Source organism: Pirellulales bacterium, assembly GCA_019694455.1.
Classification (GTDB): domain Bacteria; phylum Planctomycetota; class Planctomycetia; order Pirellulales; family JAEUIK01; genus JAIBBY01.
In genome coordinates, this window is sequence record JAIBBY010000045.1 from 18,001 (window position 1) to 40,982 (window position 22,982).

Sequence of the window (22,982 nt, forward strand, 5' to 3'; positions counted from 1 at the left end):
GTCCGCACAGCGAACCGAAAACTGCCGTTGGTCACCCCCAACCCACTCTTTTCGACGATGGACCCGTTGTGCCAACCCACCGTTTTTGCCGCAATTGAGCGGTTACTGGCCCAGCGGGGCGTGCCGTATAGGGTGCTGCGGCATTCCCCCGTATTTACCAGTGAAGCCGCGGCCGAGATTCGCGGGGCCCCGTTGGCGAGCGGCGCCAAGGCGCTGGTCTGCAAGGCGGACGAGCGGTATTTGCTCTTAGTGCTGCCGGCCGACCGCAAGCTAGATAGTCGCCGCGTGCGCAAAGAACAAGGGTGGAAGAGCCTCCGCTTCGCCGACCGCGACGAGGTGCAGCGATTGACAGGCCTAGCCCCCGGATCGATCCCCCCCTTCGGCAGTCTGTTTCAACTGCCGACGCTGTGCGATCCGCGACTGGGCGACAACGAAGCGATCAACTTCAACGCCGGCGACCACTCGATTTCGATCAGCATGACGTACGGCGATTATGCGCTTATCGAGCAGCCGCAATTGGCGTTGATTGGCGACTAACGGCAATCGTTATTTCTTGCCAACCGTGGCGCGGTAATAGTCAATCGAGCGCGCTAGCCCGTCGTCGAAGCTAACCTGCGGCTCGTAGCCCAGATACTCGCGCGCGAGCGTGATGTCGGCCAAACTCTCTCGCACGTCTCCCACGCGGGGCGCTTCGAAGTGTGGGGTAATGTTGGTGCCGAGCAATCTTTGCAGTCGGGCCAATAGGTCTAGCAGCGTCACGCTGTGCCCCATGGCCACGTTGACGACGCGGCCACTGGCCTGCGGCGCGTCGGCCGCCAGCAAGTTGCCATGCACCACATTGCCCACAAAGGTGAAGTCGCGCGATTGCAAGCCATCGCCATGAATGGTGGGGGGGCGCCCTTCGAGCAGCGCCGTGACAAACAGCGGAATCACCGCCGAGTAGGGGCTGTTGGCGTCTTGCCGGGGACCAAACACATTGAAGTAGCGGATGGCCACGGTTTCAAACCCATAGGCGGCGGTGAACGATTGGCAATAGAACTCAGACGCCAACTTCGCCGCTCCATAGGGAGACAACGGCGCCGGCAGGTCGATCTCGCGCTTCGAGGCGAATGGCTGATTGCCGTACGCGCTGCTGCTGGCGGCGTAGACCAACCGCCGCACGCCGGCGCGCCGCGCCTGATCTAACAGCATCACCGTTCCGGTCACGCAGGCCTGATGGGTGTCGAGCGGACGCTCGATGCTGCGCGGCACCGAGGCCAGCGCCGCCTGATGAAACACGCAGTCCACGCCGCGCACCGCGCGCCCCACCGCCTCGGCGTCCACCAGGTCCCCTTCGATGAACTCAATATCCTTTTCCCACGCGGACAGGTTCGCTCGCTTGCCGGTGCAGAGATTGTCGAGCACGCGCACGCGATCGCCCCGTTCGACCAGCGCGCCGGCCAGATGAGAACCAATAAATCCGGCGCCGCCGGTGACCAGTACGCTACGCGACATGAATCGACTCAATTCGTGGAAAAAAGGTTGCGCCAGGCCGCCAAGGAATGTACGCAAACATAGTTTGCCCACCGCCGCGCTGTCGAGCGTGGCGCCGCTGAACGGCGCACAAATAGCCTCAGAAACCGAATTGAAAGCGCGATGCGCCCTGGCGGCGTTGCTTTTTCTCGCCAGCAGAACGCACAACAGGCACGACCGGCGCGACTGATCGCGCCGGCTAGCGTCTGGAGTCATTCATCGCCAAAGACGCGCGTGCTTTCCTCTTTGGTGACTGGCGTGCGCATCTCGTCCGAAGTCAATTGCACCCGCAGTCGCATGTCGCCCGCTACGGTCGCTTTCACGCGCACTACAAAGGTGGTGTCGGCCTTCGGCGCCAGCCGCGCCACCGGCTCAAACACGACTTGCGCGCTATCCACGACGTGCGCCGTCGGCCCCTCGGCGGAGATCGCCTGCATGCCGTCGGGCAAGATGGCAGCCACGCGCACGTTGGTCGCCGCCTTGGTGCCTTGATTGATCACGCGAATCTCATAGCTGGTTTCGCCGTCTACCTCGACCGGATCGCTGGCGTCGATCACCTGGAATGTCGCGCCGGCGATTCCTTCCACGGCCACTCGCTGCTCTTGTTGCGCGCTGAGTCCCTGGTTCGCCTTGGCATCCACTGTCAACAAGTGTTCTCCCTCGGCGATCGGCATGGCGATCATGGTCACCGCGCCCGACTCGCCCGCTGGCAGTTCCTCCAGGCGCCAATTCACAGTCCGCGTCGCGGCGTCGAATTCGCCTAGATTATTTGCTTCGACAAATTGCAGTCCCTCCGGCAAATGCGCGCTGAGCACGATGTTTTTCGCGGCGGCCGTGCCGGGATTCGCCAAATTCAATGTGTAGGTGGCTTGACGCTCCAAGAAACGTCGCTCCGAGCCGTCGATTTTCAGGTCGAGCGCCGGAGCCAACACCTCCATCTCAAGGACATCCTCGGCCCGCAGATTGCCGTCGGCGTAGGCCATGACGTTGTTTTGCACTCGGCCGGCACGCGCCGCGGTGAGCGTGAGCTCGATATCGCGCGTTTCATTCGGTCCGAGCGTGCCGACGGTGTACTCCACTTCAGAGCCCGCGGGGTGCGTGAAATTTGCGGGCAGTTGATTGAGCAGCGTCACGCCGGTCGCGGCGCCGGTGCCAATGTTGGCCACCTTGACCAACAGCACCGCTTCTTGTCCGGACAGCACCTCGCGCGGCCCATTGACCTGAATCGTCAACTGTGGTCGCGTGGCGATGCTGCGTGCCGAGGCCTCGGCGGTGAATCGCGCCACTGCGACGCTGCCAATCTCTCCCTCGGCCAGCGGCACAACTTCCATCGACACCACGCTCTCCTCCCCCGGCCGCAGACGGCCCAGCGACCAGATCAGTTCGCCATTGGGGCCCTGCTCGGCGCTGGGAGTGGTGCTCGCCAGCCGCGTGTTTTTCGGCACTTCGTCGAACACCTGCACGTCCTTGGCGGGCGCCGTGCCGGTATTGCGCACGCGCACCTGAAACGACGCGTTGCGCCCGACCTGGAGTTCGGCTGGAGCGATCTTTTCAATCGAGATCGCGGCGCCCTGCACCCCTTCCAGCTCGCGGCCGCCAGGGCGACCAGTCCCTTCGGACATGCTGGGAGGCGCTTCCTGCGGCGTCGCGGCCACCAATGGCTGCGCCGCTGGATCGGTGGCTTGATACTTATCCGCCACCGGTTGCTCCGTGGCGGAAAATTCGCGTGGAGCCAGTTCGCCGGTCGGCGCGCTATCGGCCAATGCGGGTTCGAACTGCTGCGCTTCGGCCGGCGCAGCAGGCGCGAATCCGTCGCTCGCGGGTGGCGCCGCACTGGACTCGCCCAAGGGTTCCGCCAGGGGTGGCTCCAACGGGGCCGACAGCGGCGGCGCGGCCACGGTCGGCTCAATCGGCTGTAGTTCGCCGGAATGCAACTCAGCCGCCGGCAAATCGCCTGTCTGCGGCTTGCTGCCGGCCGCCAGCGGATCGACGGGCGTGGGGCTAAGCTCGGCTTCTCCCACCGCTTGCAACACGTTGGGATCGTGAATTGTTTCGCCGTGGCGCTCGGCATAAGGCAGTTGCGCTTGGGCCGGTTCGATGCTTTCATTTGCCGCGGGGATCACCGCGACCGATGGATCGCTCGGCACGGCCGCCAGGTAGTTGGGCTGCGCCGTGTCGGCCGCGACTGCTTCGCGGGCCATGGCGAAGGGATCCTTCGCGCTTTCAGCACTGGCGGCGTTCTTTTCCAATGCCGCTCGCGCCGCCGCAATTTGCTTGGCGCTCGGCTTGGCGCCCGCCTCGGGCGCGGCCGCCTCCCGTGCGCGCAACGTTCGTTGCGCCTGGGCGATGACGACAATGCCTAGCGCGACCACGGCAGATAGTGCCGTGATGCGGATCATGTACCGCTTCATTGGTGCGCTCCCTCGCCTCGCGGCGCGTCATCCTTGCGCGCCGCTGCAAAAAAATATCGCTTCGCGCCGGCGGACTTCAGCAGCCGATCGCGCAGCGGCTATCGCAACGCAGGGCGGGGTAATTAGCAAATTCGCCACCGCGCGAGAAGATCATTTGGCCACGCGACGCCGCAGGCAACAGCCAGACTGGAAACGAGGGTGTTTCTGGAAAGCTAGGCGAGTGCTCGCCAATTGCTAGCGACCGGGATCATCGGGTCCGTAGCGACCGCGGAACTCGTCGGCCGGGTATTTTGCCCGATTCTTCTCCATCTTTCGCGCCAGCGAGTCGGAGATATCCAGCCCCAGCTCGTTGGCCAGCGCCAATCCGTAGCAGAGCACGTCCGAGAGTTCATCCGCGACTTCGCTCAGTTTGGCCTGATCGGCGGCCAACGCCTGAGATTCCTTGGGCGTGAGCCATTGAAAGTGCTCCATGAGCTCCGCCGCCTCGATGGCTAATGCCATCGACAGATTCTTGGGTGTGTGAAATTGGCGCCAATCCCGTTCGTCCACGAACACGCGCACCATGTCGCGCAAATGGGCAACGGTCGTCTTCTGATCCTTCATGGCCGAGATTCCTGCCAGGCACAGCGGATTACCGCTGCACATGGTAACGCTGGCGATACCAGTCGGCCAAATGCGCCATCAGCTCCAAAATCAACAGGTCAGCTCGTCCCATCACATGCCGCGATCCGCGTGCCCGCAACCCAGCCACCAGTTCTTCAACCGCGCATAAATGCAATTCCAGCGTTTGCCGGGCGGTCAGACCGCTAGCAGCCAATTGTTCGGTGAATCGCTCCAGTTCGCTGCTCAAGCCGCCAGCGCCCATCATCACATAGGCCCGCAGCAACTCGCGGTAGTTGGCGCCAAGGGCGTCGCCGCCAGCAGCGGCCGCGCCTTGGTCGTCTGACTGGGCTAACCCGCCAGACGCGGCAGCCATGGTTGACTCGCGTAGCGATTCCAAGTCCGCCACGATGGCCTTCTGCTGTAGCAGCAATTGTTGCGTTTCGCGCTGTTCGTCCTCGGTGTGTCGCTGCGCATACTGAGTTAATCGTTGATTCTCGCGTTGCAGACGCTGGCGATCGATTCCCTTGGCCAGCGCCCACAACAAGCCGCGCACGGTAGTGGTCTGTATCGAAAGATACGCGTCGGCCCCGCTTTCGTAGGCCGTCGCCAACGCGTCGTCGTGGGGATCGTCCCCTAAGATGACAATCGCCTCCTCGGCGCCGCCGGCACGCAGTCCGGCGGCCAGATCGAGCGCGTCGAGCCTTTTGGCGTCGTGCGCAATGAGGATCGCGTCGAACAGTTCGTCGCGCAGCCGTTCGACCCCCGCCGCCAGGCCAATCGCCTCAATCAGGATGACTTCCACGGCCCGATCGGCGTCGAACACCTGCCGCAGCCATTGGACGCGTTGGGGCGAATCGGCGATCGCCAAGAGGCGCATTCGCCGTGGCAAGGTCGCCCACGGCGCCGCCAGTAGCGATTTTCGCGACACCACCTGATCGACGCGCAGCGGCATGGAGGCTCGCAACCAGAAAGGCGAAATGGACTAGAAAACGCCGGCCAACGGTAGCTGAGCGACGCGCCCGCGGTCAAGGTCGCGGCGCCGCCGTGATCGACTACAGTGGAAAGTGAAGGCGAAATAGGCAAGATTAGTGGCTCGCGAGCGCGTGGGAGCGGCGTTGGACCCATCTTGGGAACAGCAGAATCGCGAGCCATTTTTGTGTGAGGACGACTACGTGCGGATTGCGTATCTCGATTGCGCCAGCGGTATCAGCGGCGACATGACCTTGGGCGCGCTGGTCGACGCCGGAGTAGAGTTGGCCGCCCTGCAGGTCGCTATCGATTCGCTGGGGCTGCCCAGTTGCCGCATAGTAAGCACGGAGGTCAAAAAGAATGGTTTTCGCGCCACGCAGATCACCATCGAACACGAACCAGAGCACAAGCACCGGCATCTGCATCACATCCACGAGATGATCGATCGCAGCCGGTTGACCGCGCGACAAAGAGACCTGGCCCGACGAATCTTCGGCCGCTTGGCCGAGGCCGAGGCGCGGGTGCATGGCAGCACCATTGAGAAGGTCCATTTTCACGAAGTTGGGGCGGTCGATTCCATCGCCGACATTGTGGGCTCGGCCGTCGCTTGGGATCTGCTCGGCGTCGATCGCATCGTCGCATCGGCGGTGCCCACCGGATGCGGCAAAGTCACCATCGCGCACGGGACGTGCAGCATCCCGGCACCGGCCACCGGCGAATTGCTCAAGGGGGCGCCGCTGGCCGAGAGCAATATCGAGTGCGAGTTGACCACGCCGACTGGCGCCGCCATCCTCACGACCCTGGTCGATCAATACGGTCCGCTGCCGTCGATGACCATCGAACGCATCGGCTACGGCGCGGGTCAAAAGAACCTGGCGCAGCAGGCCAACCTGCTGCGGCTCTTTGTAGGCGAATCTTCCGACGCGCCAGCGGCCGACCAGATTTGGGTGCTGGAAACCAATCTCGACGACACCAGTGGCGAGGTCGTCGGCTTCGCCACCGGCAAGCTGCTCGAGGCCGGCGCGCTTGACGTGTACACCATGGCGATCCAAATGAAAAAGAATCGCCCCGGGGTCAAGCTAACGGTGCTTTGTCAGGCGGCCGACGCCGCTCGGTTGGAAAAGATCATCTTCCGCGAGACGGCCACGCTGGGAGTGCGCCGCTGGCCCGCCAGCCGGCACAAACTGGAACGCGCGCCGCACACGGTCGAAACCGCGTTCGGTCCCATTCAAGGCAAGCTCGGGTGGATTTCCGGCGAGGCGCCCAGCTTTTCGCCCGAATACGAAGCGTGCGCGCGAGCGGCCAGCGAAAAGCAGGCGCCGCTGCGGGCGGTGTACGAAGCGGCGCGGCAAGCCTATGCCGCCGAGAAAAAATAACTCAGCGAAGCGCGAGGCTCGCCAATCCGGTCAGCTAGCGCAGGCCAGGGATCGCCTGCGGTGATGCGCACTTCTTGCAGCGTTTGCGCTGGCTATTCAACTTGGCGCCGCACTTTGAGCAGCGGCGATCCTTGCGGGCTTTGACTAACTTGGTGCGGGGGCGCGTGCCCATGGGCGAAAACTCCTGAACTGCCGCGGCAGGCGGCCGGTCGTGGCAAAGACCTACCAGTTTAACGCTTTACGGCCGCGCTGGAAGGGCGGCCCTGGCCACGGTTTTTTTCCTACTTCTGGCGGACGGCACGCAGGTCTTGCCCACCCTGATGCAGCACCAAAGCCGCCGTGCCGCCATCTTTGCCCGGTTCAAAAGTAATTTGAGCATCGACCGCTCGATAGAAGAACTCGTTCTCTCCCTCGGCGAAGATCTGTGCCCGGGGCTGCCCCGTAAGCTGCGCGTACATCTGCTTTCCCTCGCGTGTGATGGTGAGCACGCCGACACCAGCGAGCGAGTATTTGCCCACATGCCGTTCGAGCGCTTCCTCGGCAACATCGGCCACTTGGCGGATAGCCAGCGGGTCGACCGCTTTGCCGCGCGCCATGTCGATCAGCTTGAAGCCAATTACGTCGACGATGTCGTTGGCGCTGTTGGCGAGCACGACCACCGCTACCCGATCGTCCGCGCGAAAGCCGCAGAAGCTTCGGTAGCCGCCGGTGCCGCCATTGTGCCAGATGAGTTGGTCGCTATCCGACAGGTGCCAGCCAAGCCCAACCTGCGCGCCGCCAGCCATCTGCGCTCGCGGTTGTTCGGTGAGCCGAAACGCCGCGTCGAGCGGCGATGCCTTGCGTCCGCTAGCGGCGGCCAGCAACTTGAGCATGTCGTTCACGCTGGACCGCAGCGCGCCGGCCCCTTGCAGCACATTCAGATCCCAGTTGCTCTCGGGGGCGCCATCGGCATCGTGCCCTTTCGCCAGTTCACGCTGTTGCGCAGCGCTGAGAGTGATGCTGGTCTCGTCCATCCCGAGCGGCCGACAGACCCGCTCGATCACCAGCGCCTCGTAGCTTATGCCGGCTTGCCGCGCAAGTAAGTGTCCCAAGAGGCCCACGCCCAAATTGCTGTACGCCACACGTTCGCCAGGCGCATGCCGCAATTTGTACTGGTTCAAGAACGCATCCAGCCGCTCTTCGTCATAGTCGGCGTACGGGTTGTGCGCATCCTTGGGCGCCAGATTGTTTGGCAGCCGTGGCAACCCCGATGTGTGCGACGACAAACTCGCCAGCGTGATTGGCTTATCGTCCTTCACCGAAAGCTTCACCCCCTCGGGCAAATACTTCTGCGCCGGGTCGTCCAGCTTCACTTCTCCCCGCTCGACCATGTCGGCCAGTAACAGGGCGGTGAAGACCTTGGTGATCGAGCCGATCTCAAAGATCGTCTGGGGACCGCACGAGGCCGCGCCGTCGTCGCGAGCAGGGCCGAGCCCAAAGGCGAATTGCTCGCCATCAGGGCGAATGACGCCGATCGAAACCCCCTTCAGCGTGCCCGACTCGATCACCGGCGCCAGCCATTGCTTGGCACGAGCTTCGAGCGAGTCGTCGCCCGCCACCGCAGGCGCGACGAGTGACGCAAACAGGAGCAAGACTGCTAGCACGCGTGCCATATGTGGTTTCCCGTGAATTAGGTCGTTCAGCGCCAGCACTCAGGTATTCGCACAGCGCCGGCCCGGATTTATGCCCGATCGCGGGAGAAGTGTCAAAGTTTGCCAGGTTTGCCGCCGATAACGATTGGGCCGAATACTCCGGCGCACGCCTGCGCCGTGAGCCGAGCGAAATTCTAGCGATCGCATGTCAGGGAGACTTGGCGAATGGCTGCCGCACACGCTGCACAGCGAACTCGATGGGCAATGGCGGGTGTAGGGGCGTTGTTGTGCGCCGCGGCCACCGGCTGCCAGGTCGATATTGGCGGCCAGACCCTCCCCAGCCCGTACTACCAGCAAGACGATATCCAGTACTTTCCGGCAGGTCCGGAATTCAAACTAAGTCGCGAGGCCGCCGCGCTCAAAGAAGCGAAGATCCGCGAGCAGCGCCGCCTGGGACTACGCGGTCCCGCCCCTGCCTCCACTTATGGCCCTGCGCCCGGCGTGGGCGCTCCGGCGCCAGAAGCCATTCCGCCTGCTGCGCCAGCCGACGCGCCGCCACCCGGCGCCGCGGGTGTCGCTCCGGAGCCAGAAAACGCCTTCGATGCGCCGCCGGGCGAAGTTCCGGGCGCCGGAGGATTGCAGCCCGCCCCCGATGGCGCCATGCCGGCTGACGAAGAAAGCCCCTTTGAAGACGTGGCGCCGTAGCGCCCAACTGGCCGTGTACACAGGGGGAGCCAGCGCATGCCAGACCCGGCAGTCACTCAAACGGCAACGCAGTTCATGGAGCAGATCCTCATTTGGATCGGCTTCGGCACTCTGGTTGGACTGTTGGCCAAAGCCATCATGCCCGGCCGCGATCCAGGGGGTGTTATTGCCACACTGGCGATGGGGATCGGCGGCAGCGTGATCGGCTGCGCCGTATTGGTCTACGCCACCGGCGGCGATCGCATTTCGCCAATCAGTCCGGTGGGATTCGTAGTTGGCATCGCGGGCGCGTTCGTGATTTTGTTTTTCTACCGCATGTTGAGCGGCTATTTCTTCGTGGAGGGGACCACCGGGCGCCGCTCCTATTACTCCGATTCCGCGCCGCCTCCGCCGCGCCGGCGTCGCATGCGCCGCCCTGCGCGCGAATACTACATCGAAGAGTAGTTGCGAGCGCTTGATGGCATTAGAGAGCCGCGGCCCGATCTCCCGCCAAGTGGCGCAGCGCGCGCGCCAGCCGGACCGCCTGGGCCTTGAAATTGGTCGGCGGAAACCAGGAATAGCTTTGGCTGGCCACCGTACGGGTAAGCCAGCGCCGCTTGGCATCGAGGTAGCCCGACCCCAGATTGAACACCTGATCGCCACGGGCAAAGCTGTCCTCAATCACTCGTCCCATGAGCACGCTACCGGCGCCGGCGGCGCCAATGGCCGGATCGTGGCCGCGTCTAAGTCCAAAGACATTCCCCTGCCAGTGGTAGTTGTAAATAAACGCTGCTGGTTTGCCGTCGACATGCAATAGGCACAGATCAACTGCTCCGGCGCGCGCGGCCACAGCATGCGCGTCGCGCAAGAAGGCGCGCACTCTGTCGTGAGATAAAGTGGTGCCATTGGTGGATGTGCCTTGCCAACTGCGCTGGGCGATCTGTTCGCAGGCGTCGTATAGATCCCAGCGTGGATCGTCGTCGCCTTGCACTGCTCCCGCCGGGCGATAGCGGACCATCGTCACCGCGCCGAGTTCGGCCAGTTTTCGCTCGCTGCGGCGCTGATTCACCCGCCATTTGTGGCCGCGCGCGGTCACGTACTGGTCCCAGTCGCCGGCCAGGTCGACCAACGCGACGATTTCTTGATCGCCGACAGAAGGCGTCATGCCAGCGCCGGCCATCGCCAACGGTGTGCGAGTCATCTCGCTGGCATCGCTCGCTACGAATCGCAGGTCGACAAAATCCCAGTCCCGCGGCGAGCGCTGGATATGTTCGAGGCCCAGTTCAAGAATCCGCGCGGGATCGGGACCAATGGGGCCATAGAACGTGCCCCAATCGTCGAGCGGGTAGCCCAGCGCGCGGACAGCCATGGGGCCGCGCTGCCGCGCACGAACTGCCAGCGGAAGTATGCCGATCGGGTGGCTGTCGTCCGACACGAATAGCGCCCGCAGCCTTTGCCCAGCGCCAAAATGCTGCCAATAAACGGTCAGCCATTCGAGTGTTTGAAAGAAGCTGGCATCGCTCGTTTGACCCAAGAGGGCCGTCCAGGCCGGACGGCGCCGCACAAGGTCGACGATCTCGTTGATTTCTTCGACGCGGATCAAAGCCGTGCTTCCGATGAGGGGTTTCCGAGGCTCGGGACTGGCGCGCTATTACAGTTGAATTCGCCACTGTTAGTTTAAGTTATTATTATGTAAAGGCTTGCGTGGCCGGCGTTCGGAACCGCCATGCGCTTGGGCGTCGCCAATTCACAACAAACGCCTGTCCGCCGCCAAGCGAACGTCGTAAAAAGGGGACGCGGCCGGCAAATCCGCCACGAAACCTTCCCTGCCCAATGTGGTTGAATGAAGTAGTAGCGGGATGGGAGCCTTCTCTTCGGAACAAAGGCGTTTTGCCATGCGTGGTGCCTTAAGCGTCGTTCTCTTGGCCTTCGCAATCACGATCAGCGGTCAGGCTTTCGCCGATTCGTCGCGCACCGCTGCCGACGTTGCCGCCGAGATCGATGGCCTTTTGCAAAAGGAAATTCCCGCGCTTGCCACTGCCGAAAAACCGGCGCCCGCCAGCGACGAGGTGTTTCTGCGCCGCGTCTATCTCGATCTGGTCGGCGAGAGCCCGCGTCCCGCGGAAGTGACGGCCTTCGCTTTGAACCCATCGGCCAGCAAACGGGCAGAGGTCGTTAAGAAACTCTTGGCCGACGAGCGCTACGGGCTGAACTGGGCCCGCTATTGGCGCGATGTCATCCTCTATCGGCGCAGCGATGATCGGGCGCTCATCACCGCGCCCGCGCTCACGCAGCATCTTACGGAGCAGTTCAACGCCGGCGCGTCGTGGCGGCAGATCGCCATCGATTTCGTCACCGCCGAGGGTGATCTGGCGACCGATGGCCGGACCGCGCTATTGGCCAGCCAATGGGGGACAATCCCAGAAACCGCGGCCGAAGTCTCGCGCGTCTTGATGGGCGTGCAAATCCAATGCGCCCAGTGTCACGACCACAAGACCGACCGTTGGAAGCGTGAACAGTTTCATCAGTTGGCGGCGTTCTTTCCGCGCATCGCCATCCGCCCGGTGCGCGAAGAAGGCAAGCGCATCGGCTTTGAGTTGCTTGCCCGCGACGAGGCGGCCGGACAACGCCAAAACAAGAAGGGCAACAAGAAAGCTCCTCCGCGGTTCGAGCACTACATGCCCGATTTGGGCGACCCCACCGCCCAAGGCGCCTTGATGCAGCCGGTGTTCTTTGTGACGGGACAGAAGCTCAAGCCCGGACTGACCGACGAACAACGCCGGCAAGCGCTGGCCAACTGGATTGTATCGGAGCGCAATCCCTGGTTTGCCCGCTCGGTGGTCAATCGCCTGTGGGCCGAGTTGCTTGGTGAGGGCCTGTACGAACCGGTCGACGATTTGGGACCGGATCGCGTCTGCGCGGCGCCGCAAACCATGGACCTGCTGGCCGTGCAATTGGCCGCGCACGACTACGATCTGCGCTGGCTGCTCGAAACGATCGCCACGACCGAGCTTTACTCGCGGCAAAGTCGGCCCCGCCGACAATCCAACGAAACTCCCTTTGTGGCAACCTGCCCCCAGCCGCTGCGGGCAGACCAGCTATTCAACAATCTCGTGGCGGCTCTCGGCGTCGAAGACGAACAACCAGAGGCCAAGCCCGGCGACCGCGCCGCGCTCATTCGCCGCGCTCGTGTGCCGCGGGGACAGTTCAACGCCGCGTTTGGTTTCGATCCGAGCGCTCCGCGCGACGAGTTGGCGGGATCGATCGAACAAGCGCTGGTCATGATGAACTCGCAGCCCGTTGCGCGGGCGATGTCGGGCGGCAAACAAAAAACGATGCTCGCCGATCTGCTTCGCGACTCAAAGAACGACGACGATGTGACGCTCGAATTGTACCTGCGCTGCCTGGGCCGTGAGCCCAGCGACCAAGAACTGACCACCTGCCGCGACTATCTCAATGAGGTCGGCGACCGCCGCGAGGCGTTTGAAGACATCTTATGGTCGCTGATCAACTCCACTGAGTTCCTGTATCGACGCTAGTCCCACACTGGGTGCGACCATGGATCTGCAACGACACGTGCGCGTAACCGTCAACCAACAGGGCGTGATCGGTCGGCGCGATTTTCTCAAGGGCATGTCGCTCGCCGGCGCTGGCGCGGCGCTAAGCTGGCCCGAACTGGTGGCCGCCAATACGGGCGAATTGCGCAAGCGCGGGATGGCCTGCATCTTGTTGTGGATGGCGGGCGGGCCCAGCCAGTTCGAAACCTTCGATCCCAAGCCCGGTCACGAGAACGGCGGCGAAACTAAGGCGATCGACACCTGCGTTTCCGGCATTCAGATCGCGGACAACTATCCACAGGTTGCTCAGGTGATGGACCGCCTGGCGATCATCCGCTCGCTGAACAGCAAGGAAGGCAATCACCCGCGCGCCACCTTCCTGTTGCATACCGGGTACAACCCCACCGCCAGCGTCAAGCACCCCACGCTCGGTTCGTTGGTCACCCACGAATTGCCCGACACCAAGTGTGAATTGCCGGCCTTCGTGCGCGTGGGCGGCCGGCGCGGCAATACGAGTGGGGGCGGGTTGCTCGGTGTCGAGTACGATCCGTTTACGCTCGACAAAGCAGGTCCGTTGCCCAGCAACAGCCAACCCACAACAGATGTTGCCCGCTATCAGCGGCGGCTGGGCCTGTTGTCGCGTATGGAGAGCGACTATGCCAGTCGCGGCGCCGCCGGCCTCGTGGGCGATCACCAAAAGCTGTATCGCAAGGCCTCGCGCATGATCCTGGCCAGCGAGATGAAGGCGTTCGACATCGCGCAAGAAGCGGCGCCAGCGCGCGAGGCCTACGGCGAGGGAGATTTTGCCGCCGGCTGCCTGTTGGCGCGGCGACTCGTCGAATCTGGCGTCACCTTCGTCGAGGTGCAATCCAATGGCTGGGACACTCACGACGACAACTTCAATCGTGTGCGCGATCTGGCGGGACAAACCGATCGCGCCGTCGCCCAACTCATTCGCGATCTGGACGAGCGCGGGCTGCTCGACACCACTTTGGTGATTTGGATGGGCGAGTTCGGGCGCACGCCGCGCATTACGGCGCGTGGTGGACGCGATCACTATCCCAAAGCGTTCAACGTGGCGCTGGCTGGCGCCGGCGTGCGCGGTGGGCGCGTCATTGGCGCCACTAGCCCCGGTGGAGACGAAGTGGTCGGTCACCCCGTCAGCGTGTCCGATCTGTTTCAAACGTTTTGCCACGCGCTGAAAATCGACTCCAGCGTGGAAAACATGAGCCCCATCGGGCGCCCCATTCGGGTGGTCGAAGGGGGCGATCCGGTGATGGAGCTCTTCGCCTAAAAAATTTCGCGCGCCGCCAAAACCTGCGCCGCGGAGGCAAGGTATCAACAGTGATGGCGCGTGAGGTGGGCTTGTGCTCGCGTGGTTGCCCACCTCCGCGCCAATCACTTATTCAAGGCCATCCCCAAGACGCTCGGGCGCGAGCAATCGCGCTCGGGCGTCGCTTTTTTGATAGCTACTTGCCCGACGCGGGCTGAGCCAATCGATCGAGCGCCGCGTTGATGGGCGCCATCCCCGTCAGGGGGGATTGGCAGGCAAAGTTCTCGCAAATGAATAGCGTCGGTTCGACGTCGTCGCCGCGCTTGCCGGCGAATGCCGGCGCCAGCGCCTCGGACCGGTGATTGCCACTGTTCTTGCTTTGGAAGCGAAATGCCACGGCCCGGCGCGGCAAAAAGCGACGTCGCAATCCGGCGATGATCTCGTTGACCCCCTCCGCGTCGCGGCCGCCGAGCAGGATCAGTTCGGGGCACGGCCCGCGCCAGTAGTCCCAAGCCAAAAGCAATTGGCCGGTCGAACTGGGCGACTTTGACAATAGCTCCGCGAAGGCCGACATGGTTTGCTCGGCTTCGACCAGGTATTGCGTATTACCGAGTAGCTTGCCGAGTCGCGCTAGCACCATGGCGGCCATGCCGTTGCCGCTGGGCACGGAACCATCTTGTACATCCTTGTTGCGGGCGATCAATTCTTCGTGATCCGCGGCCGTGTAAAAGAACCCACCAGGATGCTGATCGGCGAATTGGCCGCGCATGATTTCGACGAGCTTCGTCGCTTCGTCGATCCACCGCTCGTCAAAGCTGCTCTCGTACAAGGTGACAAGCGCGTTTGCCAAATGGGTGTAGTCATCGAGATACGCGTCGAACTTCGCCTCGCCGGCGCAGTACGAGTGCAGCAGTCGGCCGTCGTCTTTGCGCAATTTGCTTAACAGGAAGTCGGCGGCTTTTCGCGCGGCGTCCAAATAGCGCTCTTCTCCCAATACGCCGCCGGCCAGTGCGAAGGCGTCGATCATCAGGCCGTTCCAACTTGCCAGGATTTTGTCGTCCCGGCCGGGCCATACGCGCTTTCCGCGGGCCGCCAGCAACGAGGCGCGGCTTTCGGCCAGTTCGTCCGCCAACTCGGCGGCGTCGCGCTTCAGGATCGTCGCGCACTGTTCGAGCGTCTTGCCGCGATTCAGGATGTTGTGCCCTTCAAAGTTGCCAACATCGCTCACGTCGTACACATAGGCGAAGGTCTTGCCGCGCTCGGCGCCCAGCACGGCGTCGACCTCCGCAGGCGTCCAGACATAAAACTTGCCCTCCTCACCTTCGCTGTCGGCGTCTTGCGTGCTGTAGAAACCGCCGGTCGGGTCGGTCATTTCGCGCAGCACGTAGTCCAAGGTTTCGCGCGCCACGCTCCGATATGCGTCGCGCTGCGTTGCCTGATACGCTTCGACATACGCCAGTGTCAGCAAGGCGTTGTCGTAGAGCATTTTTTCAAAGTGCGGAACCAGCCAGCGCTCGTCGACTGAGTAGCGATGGAAGCCGCCCCCCAGGTGATCGTAAATTCCGCCGGCCGCCATGTGGTCGAGCGTGGTAGTGACGATCTCAAGCGTCTCTTCGCGTCCGGTGCGATGCCATGCCCGCAACAACAGTCGCAGATCCATCGGATGCGGAAACTTTGGCGCGCGGCCAAAGCCACCAAAGCGCCGGTCGAACACTCGCTCTAGCGAGTCGACTGCCGTCTCCATCAAATCGGCTGGCAGCTCGCCCGCCGCACTGGACAAGAGGCCGATCTCCTTCAGCTTCTCCTGCATTTGCCCCGCTTGTTCAACCACCTGGTCTTTGCGGTTTTTCCAGGCGTCAATCACCGCGTCAAGCACCTGACCGAACCCAGGCATCCCCATCCGCGCCTCGGGCGGCCAATAAGTGCCGCCAAAAAACGGCTTGAGCTCCGTCGTGAGAAACACCGACATCGGCCAGCCGCCGTGACCGGTGATCATCTGCACGGCATTCATATACACCTGATCCAGGTCGGGCCGCTCCTCCCGGTCGACCTTGATGCTCACGAAATGCTCGTTGAGCTTGTTGGCGATTGCTTCGTTTTCGAAGCTCTCGTGCTCCATCACGTGGCACCAGTGGCAGGCGGAGTAACCGATTGACAGAAAAATCGGCTTGTTTTCTTGCTTCGCCTTGGCGATCGCTTCCGCGCCCCAGGGATGCCAATCCACTGGGTTGTTGGCGTGCTGTAAGAGGTACGGACTCGTTTCCTTGGCCAATCGGTTGGGCATGGCGCCGCTCGCTTCCTGTGCTTGTGTCGCGCCACGTCCCTCGCATGCCGCGGCTTTGTTAGTTAAAAGTCTGTTCCGGGCCGGGAAACTCGCCGCGCCGCACCTCGTCGATGTGCTGCTTGACCGCCGACGTGATGATGCCCGCCATGTCGGCGTATTTTTTCACGAACCGCGGCACGTATCCGGCGGTCAGGCCTAGCAAATCATTGATCACCAGCACTTGGCCATCCGTCGCCACGCCCGCCCCAATGCCAATGGTGGGAATCTTGAGGTCGGCGGTGATGCGCTGGGCGATGTCGGCTGGAATGCACTCGAGCACAATACCAAAGGCGCCGGCCGCTTGCGCCGAACGCGCGTCGTGCAGCAGTTGCTCCTCGTCGCGCTGTACCTTGTAGCCCCCCAGCACATGCACGCTCTGCGGGCGCAGTCCCACGTGGGCCATGACCGGTATGCCGGCAGTCACCAAGGTCGAGATCACTTCGGCCTGGTCGGCGCCCCCTTCCAGCTTCACCGCCTGACAGCGGGTTTCCTTGATGATTCGCCCGGCGTTCTCCACCGCTTTATAGGGGCCCAGGTGATAGCTCGGAAACGGCATATCGACGATGGTGAGGGCGTGATTCACTGCCCGTCCCACCATCTCGGCGTGGTAAATGATCTCGTCGAGCGTCACCGGCAAGGTGCTGGTGTGCCCTTGCACCACCATGGCTAGGCTGTCGCCAATCAAAATGGCGTCAGTGCCGGCGGCGTCGAGCAGCGCGGCCGTGGGAAAATCGTAGGCGGTGAGCATCGAGATACGATGCCCACTCCCCTTGAATTCCATGAACTTGGGTACCGTGATCTTGCTGCGATCTTGCGACATGGAACGCGGCGCTCGCGGAGGTGGCAATCTTGACGCGACTACTATCGTACCCCAGCCGGCGCGTTGGTGCAGCTTGACGCGGCGTTAGTCGCGAATGTTCAACGGCTTGCAATGCACATCCACACGTTTCCAAGGGAGTGCCGCCGAGCCAGTAGGCCGTGCGATTGACCAGACAAAAATCGGGCCGATTTCGCTTGTAATCAACTCATGCAACTCTTGGTCCAAACCTGCGGCGTGCCGCGTAAGCCCGTCAGTGGCTCGGCTATCCATTCCAAACGAGCTGCACCAGGCGCTGCCGTCCCAAGAATGTCACATCAAAATGCTGCAACCCGCCAGCGAACCCAAGAATTTGATCGCCAAGGCTGACATCCGCGAAGGCGACGGTCGACTGCCAACGACAGAAGTCGTCGTCGCTTTGCAGCGACAATTCCACAACACCAAGGCGTGCTCGAAACTGTTCACCGGTCGCAGTGGAGATTTCGATGGACTCAGAATCGCTCAGGTCGAGTCCGATCCAGTTGGCAATCCACCGTTCCAACACCGACAAGCTGGCGCCGGTGTCGACCAAAGCCCGCGTTTCAACAAACGACGTTGGGCCTTCGACGACGATTGGCACAATCGGTTTGGGAACCACCCCCTGACCCTGATATGGGAAAACGAGCGTCACGACAGATCAGTACCGAAAGGTTGCGTGCGAGTCTCGACGACGCCTTGGCAGGCGATGCTTGGCGGCGCCTCAATACACCACCATCCGCTTGTCGTCGCGTTCGCGATCCAGAACGATCGTGCGCGGGTCGATTCCAAGTCGCTCGACTTCCCTGACTAACTCGCTACCGGTGGCGGCGCGCGCCAAAACGTCTCCTTGTCGGCTGAGCGCCAAATACGGGGGTATGTAGCGCTTGCTCAGATCATCCGGCGTCATGGGGTCGCTCATAGGGGAACCTTTCGCACCTCTGCATCCATTATCGCATGCTGGCGCCTGTCAGGGCCAGCGATCTCTGTCCGGAAACAGTTCGCCAATCGGCCAACTTTGCCGATTTCGTTTGCAGAAGCTCCTCCGGAAATTCCGATAATCCAGGCCGACGACACGCTGCCCGCGGCAAGTCAAATGCCGCGCGCCGCGGCGCCTCGTCAGATGGCGCTTGATGAGAAGGGGGGTGCCTTCGACTTAAGCGGTTCATGTCGCGACAGTTGCGATACATGCTGTGTTTGCTGTGCCTGCTGGCCACCAGCGGCTGCTATATGCTGCCGCAGTTGGGCCATCAGCCGATGTATCACAACCCCTTTCCGCAGCTTACCAAGGTTGCCGTCGCTCCCTTCTTCAATCTCAGCACCGAACCCGCTGCCGATGGCCGGCAATTCGCCGAGGCGTACGGCAACGAGCTGCAATCGATCCCCGGCTTCGAAGTCGTGCCAGTGGGAGTCGTCGAGCGGGCCATGGAGGCGCACGGCCTGACGCTCGAAAGCCCAGAGCAGGCGCGCCTGTTGGCGCAGCAACTCGGTGTCGATGCCATCGTGGTGGCCGCGGTCACCGACTTTCGCCCCTACTACCCGCCCCGCTGCGGATTACAGGTCGAGTGGTACGCTGCCAACCCGTATTTCCACCAGATTCCGGTGGGCTATGGCCTGCCGTGGGGCACCGACGAAGAGAAGGAAATTCCGGCCCCGCTCGTGCTCGAGGCCGAAATGGGGCTGGCGCGCGCCCAGCTCAAGACACAAACGCCCGCCTATGGGCCAGAGCCTTTGCAACACGTCGAGCCGCCGGGCGCTGGGGAAGAACTGGCCCCGCCCCCCGGTGACCCTGACGATCCCTTGTCGACCAGCGAAGGCGCGGCGGTCGCCTACAACGAAACGCCAGCAGCAGCGCCGGCTTCGACCGAGGCGCCAGCCATCGACGATCCGGCGCCCGCGCCACCGGAGATGAACCAGGTGCCCGCCGGCTGGCCCGATGCCCGGGGGCTTTTTCCGCCTCCCCCGGCCGCTGAGTTGGGGCCGCTGATGGCTTGCAACGAGCCAGTGCTGCGCCACACGCGCAGCTATGACGGCGCCGACGGCGAGTTCACCAACTCGCTTTCGAACTACTACTTTTTCCGCGACGACGAACGCGGCAGCAATTGGCGCGGCTATCTAACCCGCATGCCCGATTTTATCCGCTTCTGCTGCTACCGCAGCATCACCGAAATGGTGTCTGCGCGGGGGGGCGTCGACGAAGCACGAGTAGTGTGGCGCTGGCCGCAAAGCCGATAAGAACCCAGGCGGCATGAGGCCGCTAGCAAAACAACATTGAGCGGCTGAAACGCCGGACGCGCCGCGGAAGGAGCTGTGGGAAGTGAACGAAGACATCAATGTCTTAGCTCTCGTCAAGGGCGCCGAGCGTTACGTGTTCCTCTACGACGACGCCAGCCGCGCCGAAGCGCTGCGCGTCCTCGGTCGATTCGCCTCGAATCCCGAGTTGAGTTTCACCTGGTACGATGCCGCCGTGCTGAGCCAAAAAATTCGCCAGGACGAAAAGCTCAACACGCCGCGACCCCGATTCAGCGTGCCGCTGGCCACCGATAAGGACGAAATCGGTTAAGCTGGCCACACAGCGTCTAATGTCGCGGGCAGGTTCGGCGACACCGCGGAGTTTCCTGCCTGCCCGCGATTTCGGGTTTCTCGGGCTCCCACCTGCGCGCGGGAGCGACGCGCCATGCTGGTCGCCAAAGATCGTTTTCTGAGCTATTTGCAGGTCGAACGCAACGCCTCCGCGCTCACGCTCAAGAGCTATCGCGAAGACCTGGAAGCCCTGGCCGAGTATCTGGGCCACCTCTATGGGCAGGAACTGCCACAGCCGGGCCTGATCAGCACCAGCGACCTGCGTGGCTATCTTTCGGGCTTGCACGAGGCGGGCTACGCCTCGACCACGATCGCGCGGCGTTTGGCGTCGCTGCGCAGCTTCTTCAAGTTTGGCCAGCGCGAAGGCTGGACCAAGGCCAATCCGGCCAAACCGCTCCGTAACCCGCGCAAGGAGCGAAAACTGCCGCACTTTCTCACGAGCGATGAGATCAACAGTCTGCTGTCCGCGCCTCCCGCCAAACAGCCGATGGGGCTGCGCGACCGCGCCATCCTGGAAACGATGTACTCCGCCGGCCTGCGCGTCAGCGAGTGTGTCGGCATGAACGACGGCGATTGCGACTTCGCGGCCGGGGTGCTGACCGTCCGCGGCAAGGGAAAGCGGGAACGCCTCTCCCCTTTGGGCTCTTACGCTCAGCAGGCGCTTCGAGCCTGGTTATCGGTGCGTAAGCTCGATCTGCGTGGTCCCGAGCCGCCGCGATGCCCTGTCTTCACCAACAAGTTTGGCCGCCGGCTGACCACCCGCAGCGTTGCCCGCATGTTGGAGAAGCACCTCAAGATCACCGGACTCGATCAGCGCACCACGCCGCACACCCTGCGGCACAGCTTTGCCACGCATCTGTTGGATCGCGGCGCCGATATTCGCAGCGTGCAAGAACTGTTAGGTCACAAGAGCCTCAGCACCACGCAGATCTACACACACGTCAGCACGGCGAGTTTGCGCGCCGTCTACGAGCGTGCCCATCCCCGCGCGCGGTAGCTTGTTCAGGCTGCTATGCGCTTTCGGCGCGGCGTGGCGGCTCTTCCTGCTCAGCCGGCTTGCCTGGCGCCGCGGCCCCTTTGCGAACGGCGGGCTTCTTTGTGGGCATGCGGTGCGGCGGCGGTCCCGCCGGCCGAATCACCACCATCGCCATCACCGCCAACAGGGCGAAGAGCCCCAAGATCAGCAAAATGGTGGGTTGATCGAGCATGACATTGCGCCTGAGATGGGGCGGCGTCAAAAAGCGTCCGCGTCGCGTCGTTCCCATCGATTCTAAGAGGCGCCGGCGCCTGATGCTAGCAGCGCCAGCGACTACTTTAGCTCCTTCACAAACTCCTGAAATCGCGCCTCCAACAGCGGCAGGTTCTCCCCAAACACCTCTGTGAAGTCGTGCAACCGCTCGGCCGGCGTCCGCATGGCGAAATCGGGCAGGGCCGCCAGATGTTGCAAATATCGCGAGTACTTGCGCGGCTCGGTCTCCACCAGAAAGAAGCTCAACGCCCAGGCTTCGGCATAGGCATTTTGCGTGTCGTGCTCAAAGCGGCGGTCGCTGCTTAACAGTTGCGCCAGTGAGTCCGCTTTTCGTCCGCGCGACTGAAATCGTCGGAACGACGCCAATTGGCTGCGATTGATGCGGTCCTCTAGGTTCTGCTGCGCCCGAGAGTTCCAAACCCCCTGCGCCTCGAACAGCATCGCCAGCCCCTCCACCGCCCAGCGCGGCTGCTCGGCGAAGCGCGAGTGAATGCCGGTGTTGAAGGCGGTTTGGTGCGTCGCCTCGTGAATGATCGTTTCGGCGTTGGTATGCCAGTCAGAGTCGCCTTTGCGCGTGTCGTACAACGCCACGCGGTTCGAAACTGGCGAGTAGTAGCCCAATACGTTGGCGGGCACCTGCCGCCCTTCGCGCGCGGCGTAGCCGCGAAACGCCTGATGATTCGGAAACACCACGGCGACCAAGGGGAAAGTCGGATCCTTCACCCGGAATCCGCGTACGGCAAAGTAGTGCACAAAGGAGCGATACAGTTCTTCAAATCGCTCTGCCCACAGGTTCTTCTGTCCTGCCGGATAGGCCACCAGATAGCGACCTGTGCCCGTCACTTCAAACTCGCGACCCAACTCGGATTGCAGTTGGCTGCGCATCACGCCTGCCGAATAGCTGCTGAAGCGGCCGGGCAGCTTCTGAAAGTCCTCGGCCTCGCCGGGCGGAAAGTCCCACATGCGGCCATCGCGCGCCAACAGAAACACGCGCTGCTTCGACCACGCCAGCGGCATCCCCTCGATGCGCGTGGTTCCCAGCCGCAGCTCCAACAGGCCGCGCGAGGCGTCGATCGCCACCGCATTGCCAGGGCCGAACAGGCTAATCAAACAGCACAAGGCCGCCAAGCGGCCGCAACCGGCGCGAATCATGGTGTCACATCGAAGGTGATGAGCGGCCGGGGAGTGCCGCGAGACTTGGGTCCGCGCAAGTTTAGGTCATTTCGGCAGCCGATCCGTTTCTTGCCGTGATCGAGCGATACAATTGGCTAGTTGCGCACAACCGGTCGAGTCCAGACCCTCTCCGATGAGCAATCGCACTATTGCGGCCGCATTCTTTATGATCGTCGCGGCGATCGTCGGCGCGACGATTGCTGCGGATTTGGGTACCTATCTGAACGAGTTTGTGCCCAAGGGGCGGAGTTACGCGTCGATCGGCTTTCTCGCCGGCATCGCCGTTATTGGCATCATCGTCGCGCTGCAAAGTCGGTTGACGCGGCGCGAGTGATTTCTAGCGGTGCGTTACGTGACTCAGACTTTTCACCGCAAGAATTCCGCTAGGCTCGATTTGCTGTTTTTGCCGCGGGCGACCGACGTCGTCAGTTCAGTGTGAATCCCCTTTCTGGCACGCCGCGAGCGCCCGTCCTACAATGCAAGCGTTTGCTGATCGTTTTCCTTTGTTTTGGGCGATACTTCCGTGCCACAGCGGGCAATTGCCATTTTGATGCTGCCGCTCTTCGCCTGCGCCTTCGCGCTCGCGGCGGCGCCGGATGCCGAGATGCAGCAATCGGTTCGCCGGCTCGTGGCCCGGCTCGATCAGCCGGCCGTCGCCGATCGCGACGCGGCCGAGAAAAGTCTGCTGGAGCTGGGCCCCAAGATCTTGCCGCTGTTGCCCGAGCCATCGCCGCGCGCCAGCGCCGAAACTCGCGAGCGACTGGCGCGGATTCGCGTGGCTCTGCAGCGCACACGCGACGAGGCGT

Annotated in this window: 22 protein-coding genes and 1 pseudogene; 11 read left to right on the plus strand and 12 right to left on the minus strand. The window is 62.8% G+C overall.

Going from position 1 to position 22,982, the window contains the following annotated elements; translation table 11 throughout:
• Positions 1–57: 57 nt before the first annotated feature.
• Entirely contained in the window at positions 58–537 is a 480-nt protein-coding gene (locus K1X71_16225) for a hypothetical protein (protein ID MBX7074690.1), read from the plus strand.
• Between the two features lie 9 nt (positions 538–546).
• Here the strand turns inward: K1X71_16225 and K1X71_16230 are convergent, their stop codons facing one another.
• From K1X71_16230 to K1X71_16245, 4 genes are all read right to left on the minus strand, one after another.
• On the minus strand, positions 547–1,494 hold the full coding sequence (locus tag K1X71_16230; GenBank protein ID MBX7074691.1) for an SDR family oxidoreductase: 948 nt from the start codon (positions 1,492–1,494) through the stop codon (positions 547–549).
• Positions 1,495–1,724: 230 nt separating this feature from the next.
• Positions 1,725–3,923 carry a DUF11 domain-containing protein gene (locus K1X71_16235; protein ID MBX7074692.1) on the minus strand — a complete coding sequence of 733 codons (2,199 nt, stop codon included), beginning with the start codon at positions 3,921–3,923 and terminating at the stop codon, positions 1,725–1,727.
• 234 nt (positions 3,924–4,157) lie between these two features.
• Complete coding sequence (locus tag K1X71_16240) at positions 4,158–4,526, minus strand: nucleotide pyrophosphohydrolase (GenBank protein MBX7074693.1); 369 nt, start codon at positions 4,524–4,526, stop codon at positions 4,158–4,160.
• Positions 4,527–4,554: 28 nt separating this feature from the next.
• Positions 4,555–5,478, minus strand: a complete 924-nt coding sequence (locus K1X71_16245; GenBank protein ID MBX7074694.1) for a hypothetical protein — start codon at positions 5,476–5,478, stop codon at positions 4,555–4,557.
• Between the two features lie 220 nt (positions 5,479–5,698).
• On the opposite strand from K1X71_16245, the gene larC reads away from it, so the two are divergent.
• Positions 5,699–6,871, plus strand: a complete 1,173-nt coding sequence (larC, locus tag K1X71_16250; protein MBX7074695.1) for a nickel pincer cofactor biosynthesis protein LarC — start codon at positions 5,699–5,701, stop codon at positions 6,869–6,871.
• Positions 6,872–7,152: 281 nt separating this feature from the next.
• On the opposite strand, the gene K1X71_16255 is transcribed toward larC, so the two are convergent.
• Positions 7,153–8,523 carry a serine hydrolase gene (locus K1X71_16255; GenBank protein MBX7074696.1) on the minus strand — a complete coding sequence of 457 codons (1,371 nt, stop codon included), beginning with the start codon at positions 8,521–8,523 and terminating at the stop codon, positions 7,153–7,155.
• 243 nt (positions 8,524–8,766) lie between these two features.
• On the opposite strand from K1X71_16255, the pseudogene K1X71_16260 reads away from it, so the two are divergent.
• Both K1X71_16260 and K1X71_16265 read left to right on the plus strand, forming a co-directional pair.
• Positions 8,767–8,949: pseudogene (locus K1X71_16260) on the plus strand (hypothetical protein).
• 294 nt (positions 8,950–9,243) lie between these two features.
• Positions 9,244–9,651 carry a GlsB/YeaQ/YmgE family stress response membrane protein gene (locus K1X71_16265; protein MBX7074697.1) on the plus strand — a complete coding sequence of 136 codons (408 nt, stop codon included), beginning with the start codon at positions 9,244–9,246 and terminating at the stop codon, positions 9,649–9,651.
• Positions 9,652–9,670: 19 nt separating this feature from the next.
• Here the strand turns inward: K1X71_16265 and K1X71_16270 are convergent, their stop codons facing one another.
• Complete coding sequence (locus K1X71_16270) at positions 9,671–10,789, minus strand: GNAT family N-acetyltransferase (protein ID MBX7074698.1); 1,119 nt, start codon at positions 10,787–10,789, stop codon at positions 9,671–9,673.
• A 292-nt stretch (positions 10,790–11,081) separates the two neighbouring features.
• Between K1X71_16270 and K1X71_16275 the strand changes: the two genes are divergently transcribed.
• Together K1X71_16275 and K1X71_16280 are read left to right on the plus strand one after the other, a co-directional pair.
• Positions 11,082–12,725, plus strand: coding sequence for a DUF1549 and DUF1553 domain-containing protein (locus K1X71_16275; GenBank protein MBX7074699.1), 1,644 nt, complete (start codon positions 11,082–11,084; stop codon positions 12,723–12,725).
• A 19-nt stretch (positions 12,726–12,744) separates the two neighbouring features.
• A complete protein-coding gene (locus tag K1X71_16280) occupies positions 12,745–14,037 on the plus strand; it encodes a DUF1501 domain-containing protein (protein MBX7074700.1) in 1,293 nt (430 codons plus the stop codon).
• 175 nt (positions 14,038–14,212) lie between these two features.
• Here the strand turns inward: K1X71_16280 and K1X71_16285 are convergent, their stop codons facing one another.
• The 4 genes from K1X71_16285 to K1X71_16300 form a co-directional block, all read right to left on the minus strand.
• Complete coding sequence (locus K1X71_16285) at positions 14,213–16,300, minus strand: thioredoxin domain-containing protein (GenBank protein MBX7074701.1); 2,088 nt, start codon at positions 16,298–16,300, stop codon at positions 14,213–14,215.
• A gap of 58 nt (positions 16,301–16,358) precedes the next feature.
• Positions 16,359–17,159: a 3-methyl-2-oxobutanoate hydroxymethyltransferase gene (panB, locus tag K1X71_16290; GenBank protein MBX7074702.1), complete on the minus strand. Its 801-nt coding sequence runs from the start codon at positions 17,157–17,159 to the stop codon at positions 16,359–16,361.
• Between the two features lie 262 nt (positions 17,160–17,421).
• A complete protein-coding gene (locus K1X71_16295; GenBank protein MBX7074703.1) occupies positions 17,422–17,826 on the minus strand; it encodes an aspartyl protease family protein in 405 nt (134 codons plus the stop codon).
• Positions 17,827–17,895: 69 nt separating this feature from the next.
• The gene (locus K1X71_16300; protein ID MBX7074704.1) at positions 17,896–18,093 is read right to left on the minus strand and encodes a hypothetical protein; all 198 of its coding nucleotides are present in this window, start codon (positions 18,091–18,093) and stop codon (positions 17,896–17,898) included.
• 320 nt (positions 18,094–18,413) lie between these two features.
• On the opposite strand from K1X71_16300, the gene K1X71_16305 reads away from it, so the two are divergent.
• The 3 genes from K1X71_16305 to xerC all read left to right on the plus strand — a co-directional run bounded on the left by K1X71_16305 (position 18,414) and on the right by xerC (position 20,751).
• A complete protein-coding gene (locus K1X71_16305; protein ID MBX7074705.1) occupies positions 18,414–19,406 on the plus strand; it encodes a hypothetical protein in 993 nt (330 codons plus the stop codon).
• Between the two features lie 82 nt (positions 19,407–19,488).
• Positions 19,489–19,734, plus strand: coding sequence for a hypothetical protein (locus K1X71_16310; protein MBX7074706.1), 246 nt, complete (start codon positions 19,489–19,491; stop codon positions 19,732–19,734).
• Between the two features lie 114 nt (positions 19,735–19,848).
• Positions 19,849–20,751, plus strand: coding sequence for a tyrosine recombinase XerC (gene xerC / locus K1X71_16315; GenBank protein MBX7074707.1), 903 nt, complete (start codon positions 19,849–19,851; stop codon positions 20,749–20,751).
• A gap of 13 nt (positions 20,752–20,764) precedes the next feature.
• Here the strand turns inward: xerC and K1X71_16320 are convergent, their stop codons facing one another.
• The gene (locus tag K1X71_16320) at positions 20,765–20,962 is read right to left on the minus strand and encodes a hypothetical protein (protein ID MBX7074708.1); all 198 of its coding nucleotides are present in this window, start codon (positions 20,960–20,962) and stop codon (positions 20,765–20,767) included.
• A 101-nt stretch (positions 20,963–21,063) separates the two neighbouring features.
• The gene (locus K1X71_16325; protein ID MBX7074709.1) at positions 21,064–22,155 is read right to left on the minus strand and encodes a DUF1570 domain-containing protein; all 1,092 of its coding nucleotides are present in this window, start codon (positions 22,153–22,155) and stop codon (positions 21,064–21,066) included.
• A 154-nt stretch (positions 22,156–22,309) separates the two neighbouring features.
• On the opposite strand from K1X71_16325, the gene K1X71_16330 reads away from it, so the two are divergent.
• Complete coding sequence (locus K1X71_16330; protein MBX7074710.1) at positions 22,310–22,510, plus strand: hypothetical protein; 201 nt, start codon at positions 22,310–22,312, stop codon at positions 22,508–22,510.
• 189 nt (positions 22,511–22,699) lie between these two features.
• Positions 22,700–22,982 (plus strand): hypothetical protein (locus tag K1X71_16335; GenBank protein ID MBX7074711.1); only part of this gene is annotated, 283 nt, incomplete at its 3' end.

Coding starts and splice junctions, on each gene's coding strand:
- K1X71_16225 (MBX7074690.1), top strand. CDS start 58: ATGGACCCGTTGTGCCAACCCACCGTTTTTGCCGCAATTGAGCGGTTA.
- K1X71_16230 (MBX7074691.1), bottom strand. CDS start 1,494: ATGTCGCGTAGCGTACTGGTCACCGGCGGCGCCGGATTTATTGGTTCT.
- K1X71_16235 (MBX7074692.1), bottom strand. CDS start 3,923: ATGAAGCGGTACATGATCCGCATCACGGCACTATCTGCCGTGGTCGCG.
- K1X71_16240 (MBX7074693.1), bottom strand. CDS start 4,526: ATGAAGGATCAGAAGACGACCGTTGCCCATTTGCGCGACATGGTGCGC.
- K1X71_16245 (MBX7074694.1), bottom strand. CDS start 5,478: ATGCCGCTGCGCGTCGATCAGGTGGTGTCGCGAAAATCGCTACTGGCG.
- K1X71_16255 (MBX7074696.1), bottom strand. CDS start 8,523: ATGGCACGCGTGCTAGCAGTCTTGCTCCTGTTTGCGTCACTCGTCGCG.
- K1X71_16265 (MBX7074697.1), top strand. CDS start 9,244: ATGCCAGACCCGGCAGTCACTCAAACGGCAACGCAGTTCATGGAGCAG.
- K1X71_16275 (MBX7074699.1), top strand. CDS start 11,082: ATGCGTGGTGCCTTAAGCGTCGTTCTCTTGGCCTTCGCAATCACGATC.
- K1X71_16280 (MBX7074700.1), top strand. CDS start 12,745: ATGGATCTGCAACGACACGTGCGCGTAACCGTCAACCAACAGGGCGTG.
- K1X71_16285 (MBX7074701.1), bottom strand. CDS start 16,300: ATGCCCAACCGATTGGCCAAGGAAACGAGTCCGTACCTCTTACAGCAC.
- panB (MBX7074702.1), bottom strand. CDS start 17,159: ATGTCGCAAGATCGCAGCAAGATCACGGTACCCAAGTTCATGGAATTC.
- K1X71_16300 (MBX7074704.1), bottom strand. CDS start 18,093: ATGAGCGACCCCATGACGCCGGATGATCTGAGCAAGCGCTACATACCC.
- xerC (MBX7074707.1), top strand. CDS start 19,849: ATGCTGGTCGCCAAAGATCGTTTTCTGAGCTATTTGCAGGTCGAACGC.
- K1X71_16320 (MBX7074708.1), bottom strand. CDS start 20,962: ATGCTCGATCAACCCACCATTTTGCTGATCTTGGGGCTCTTCGCCCTG.
- K1X71_16325 (MBX7074709.1), bottom strand. CDS start 22,155: ATGATTCGCGCCGGTTGCGGCCGCTTGGCGGCCTTGTGCTGTTTGATT.
- K1X71_16330 (MBX7074710.1), top strand. CDS start 22,310: ATGAGCAATCGCACTATTGCGGCCGCATTCTTTATGATCGTCGCGGCG.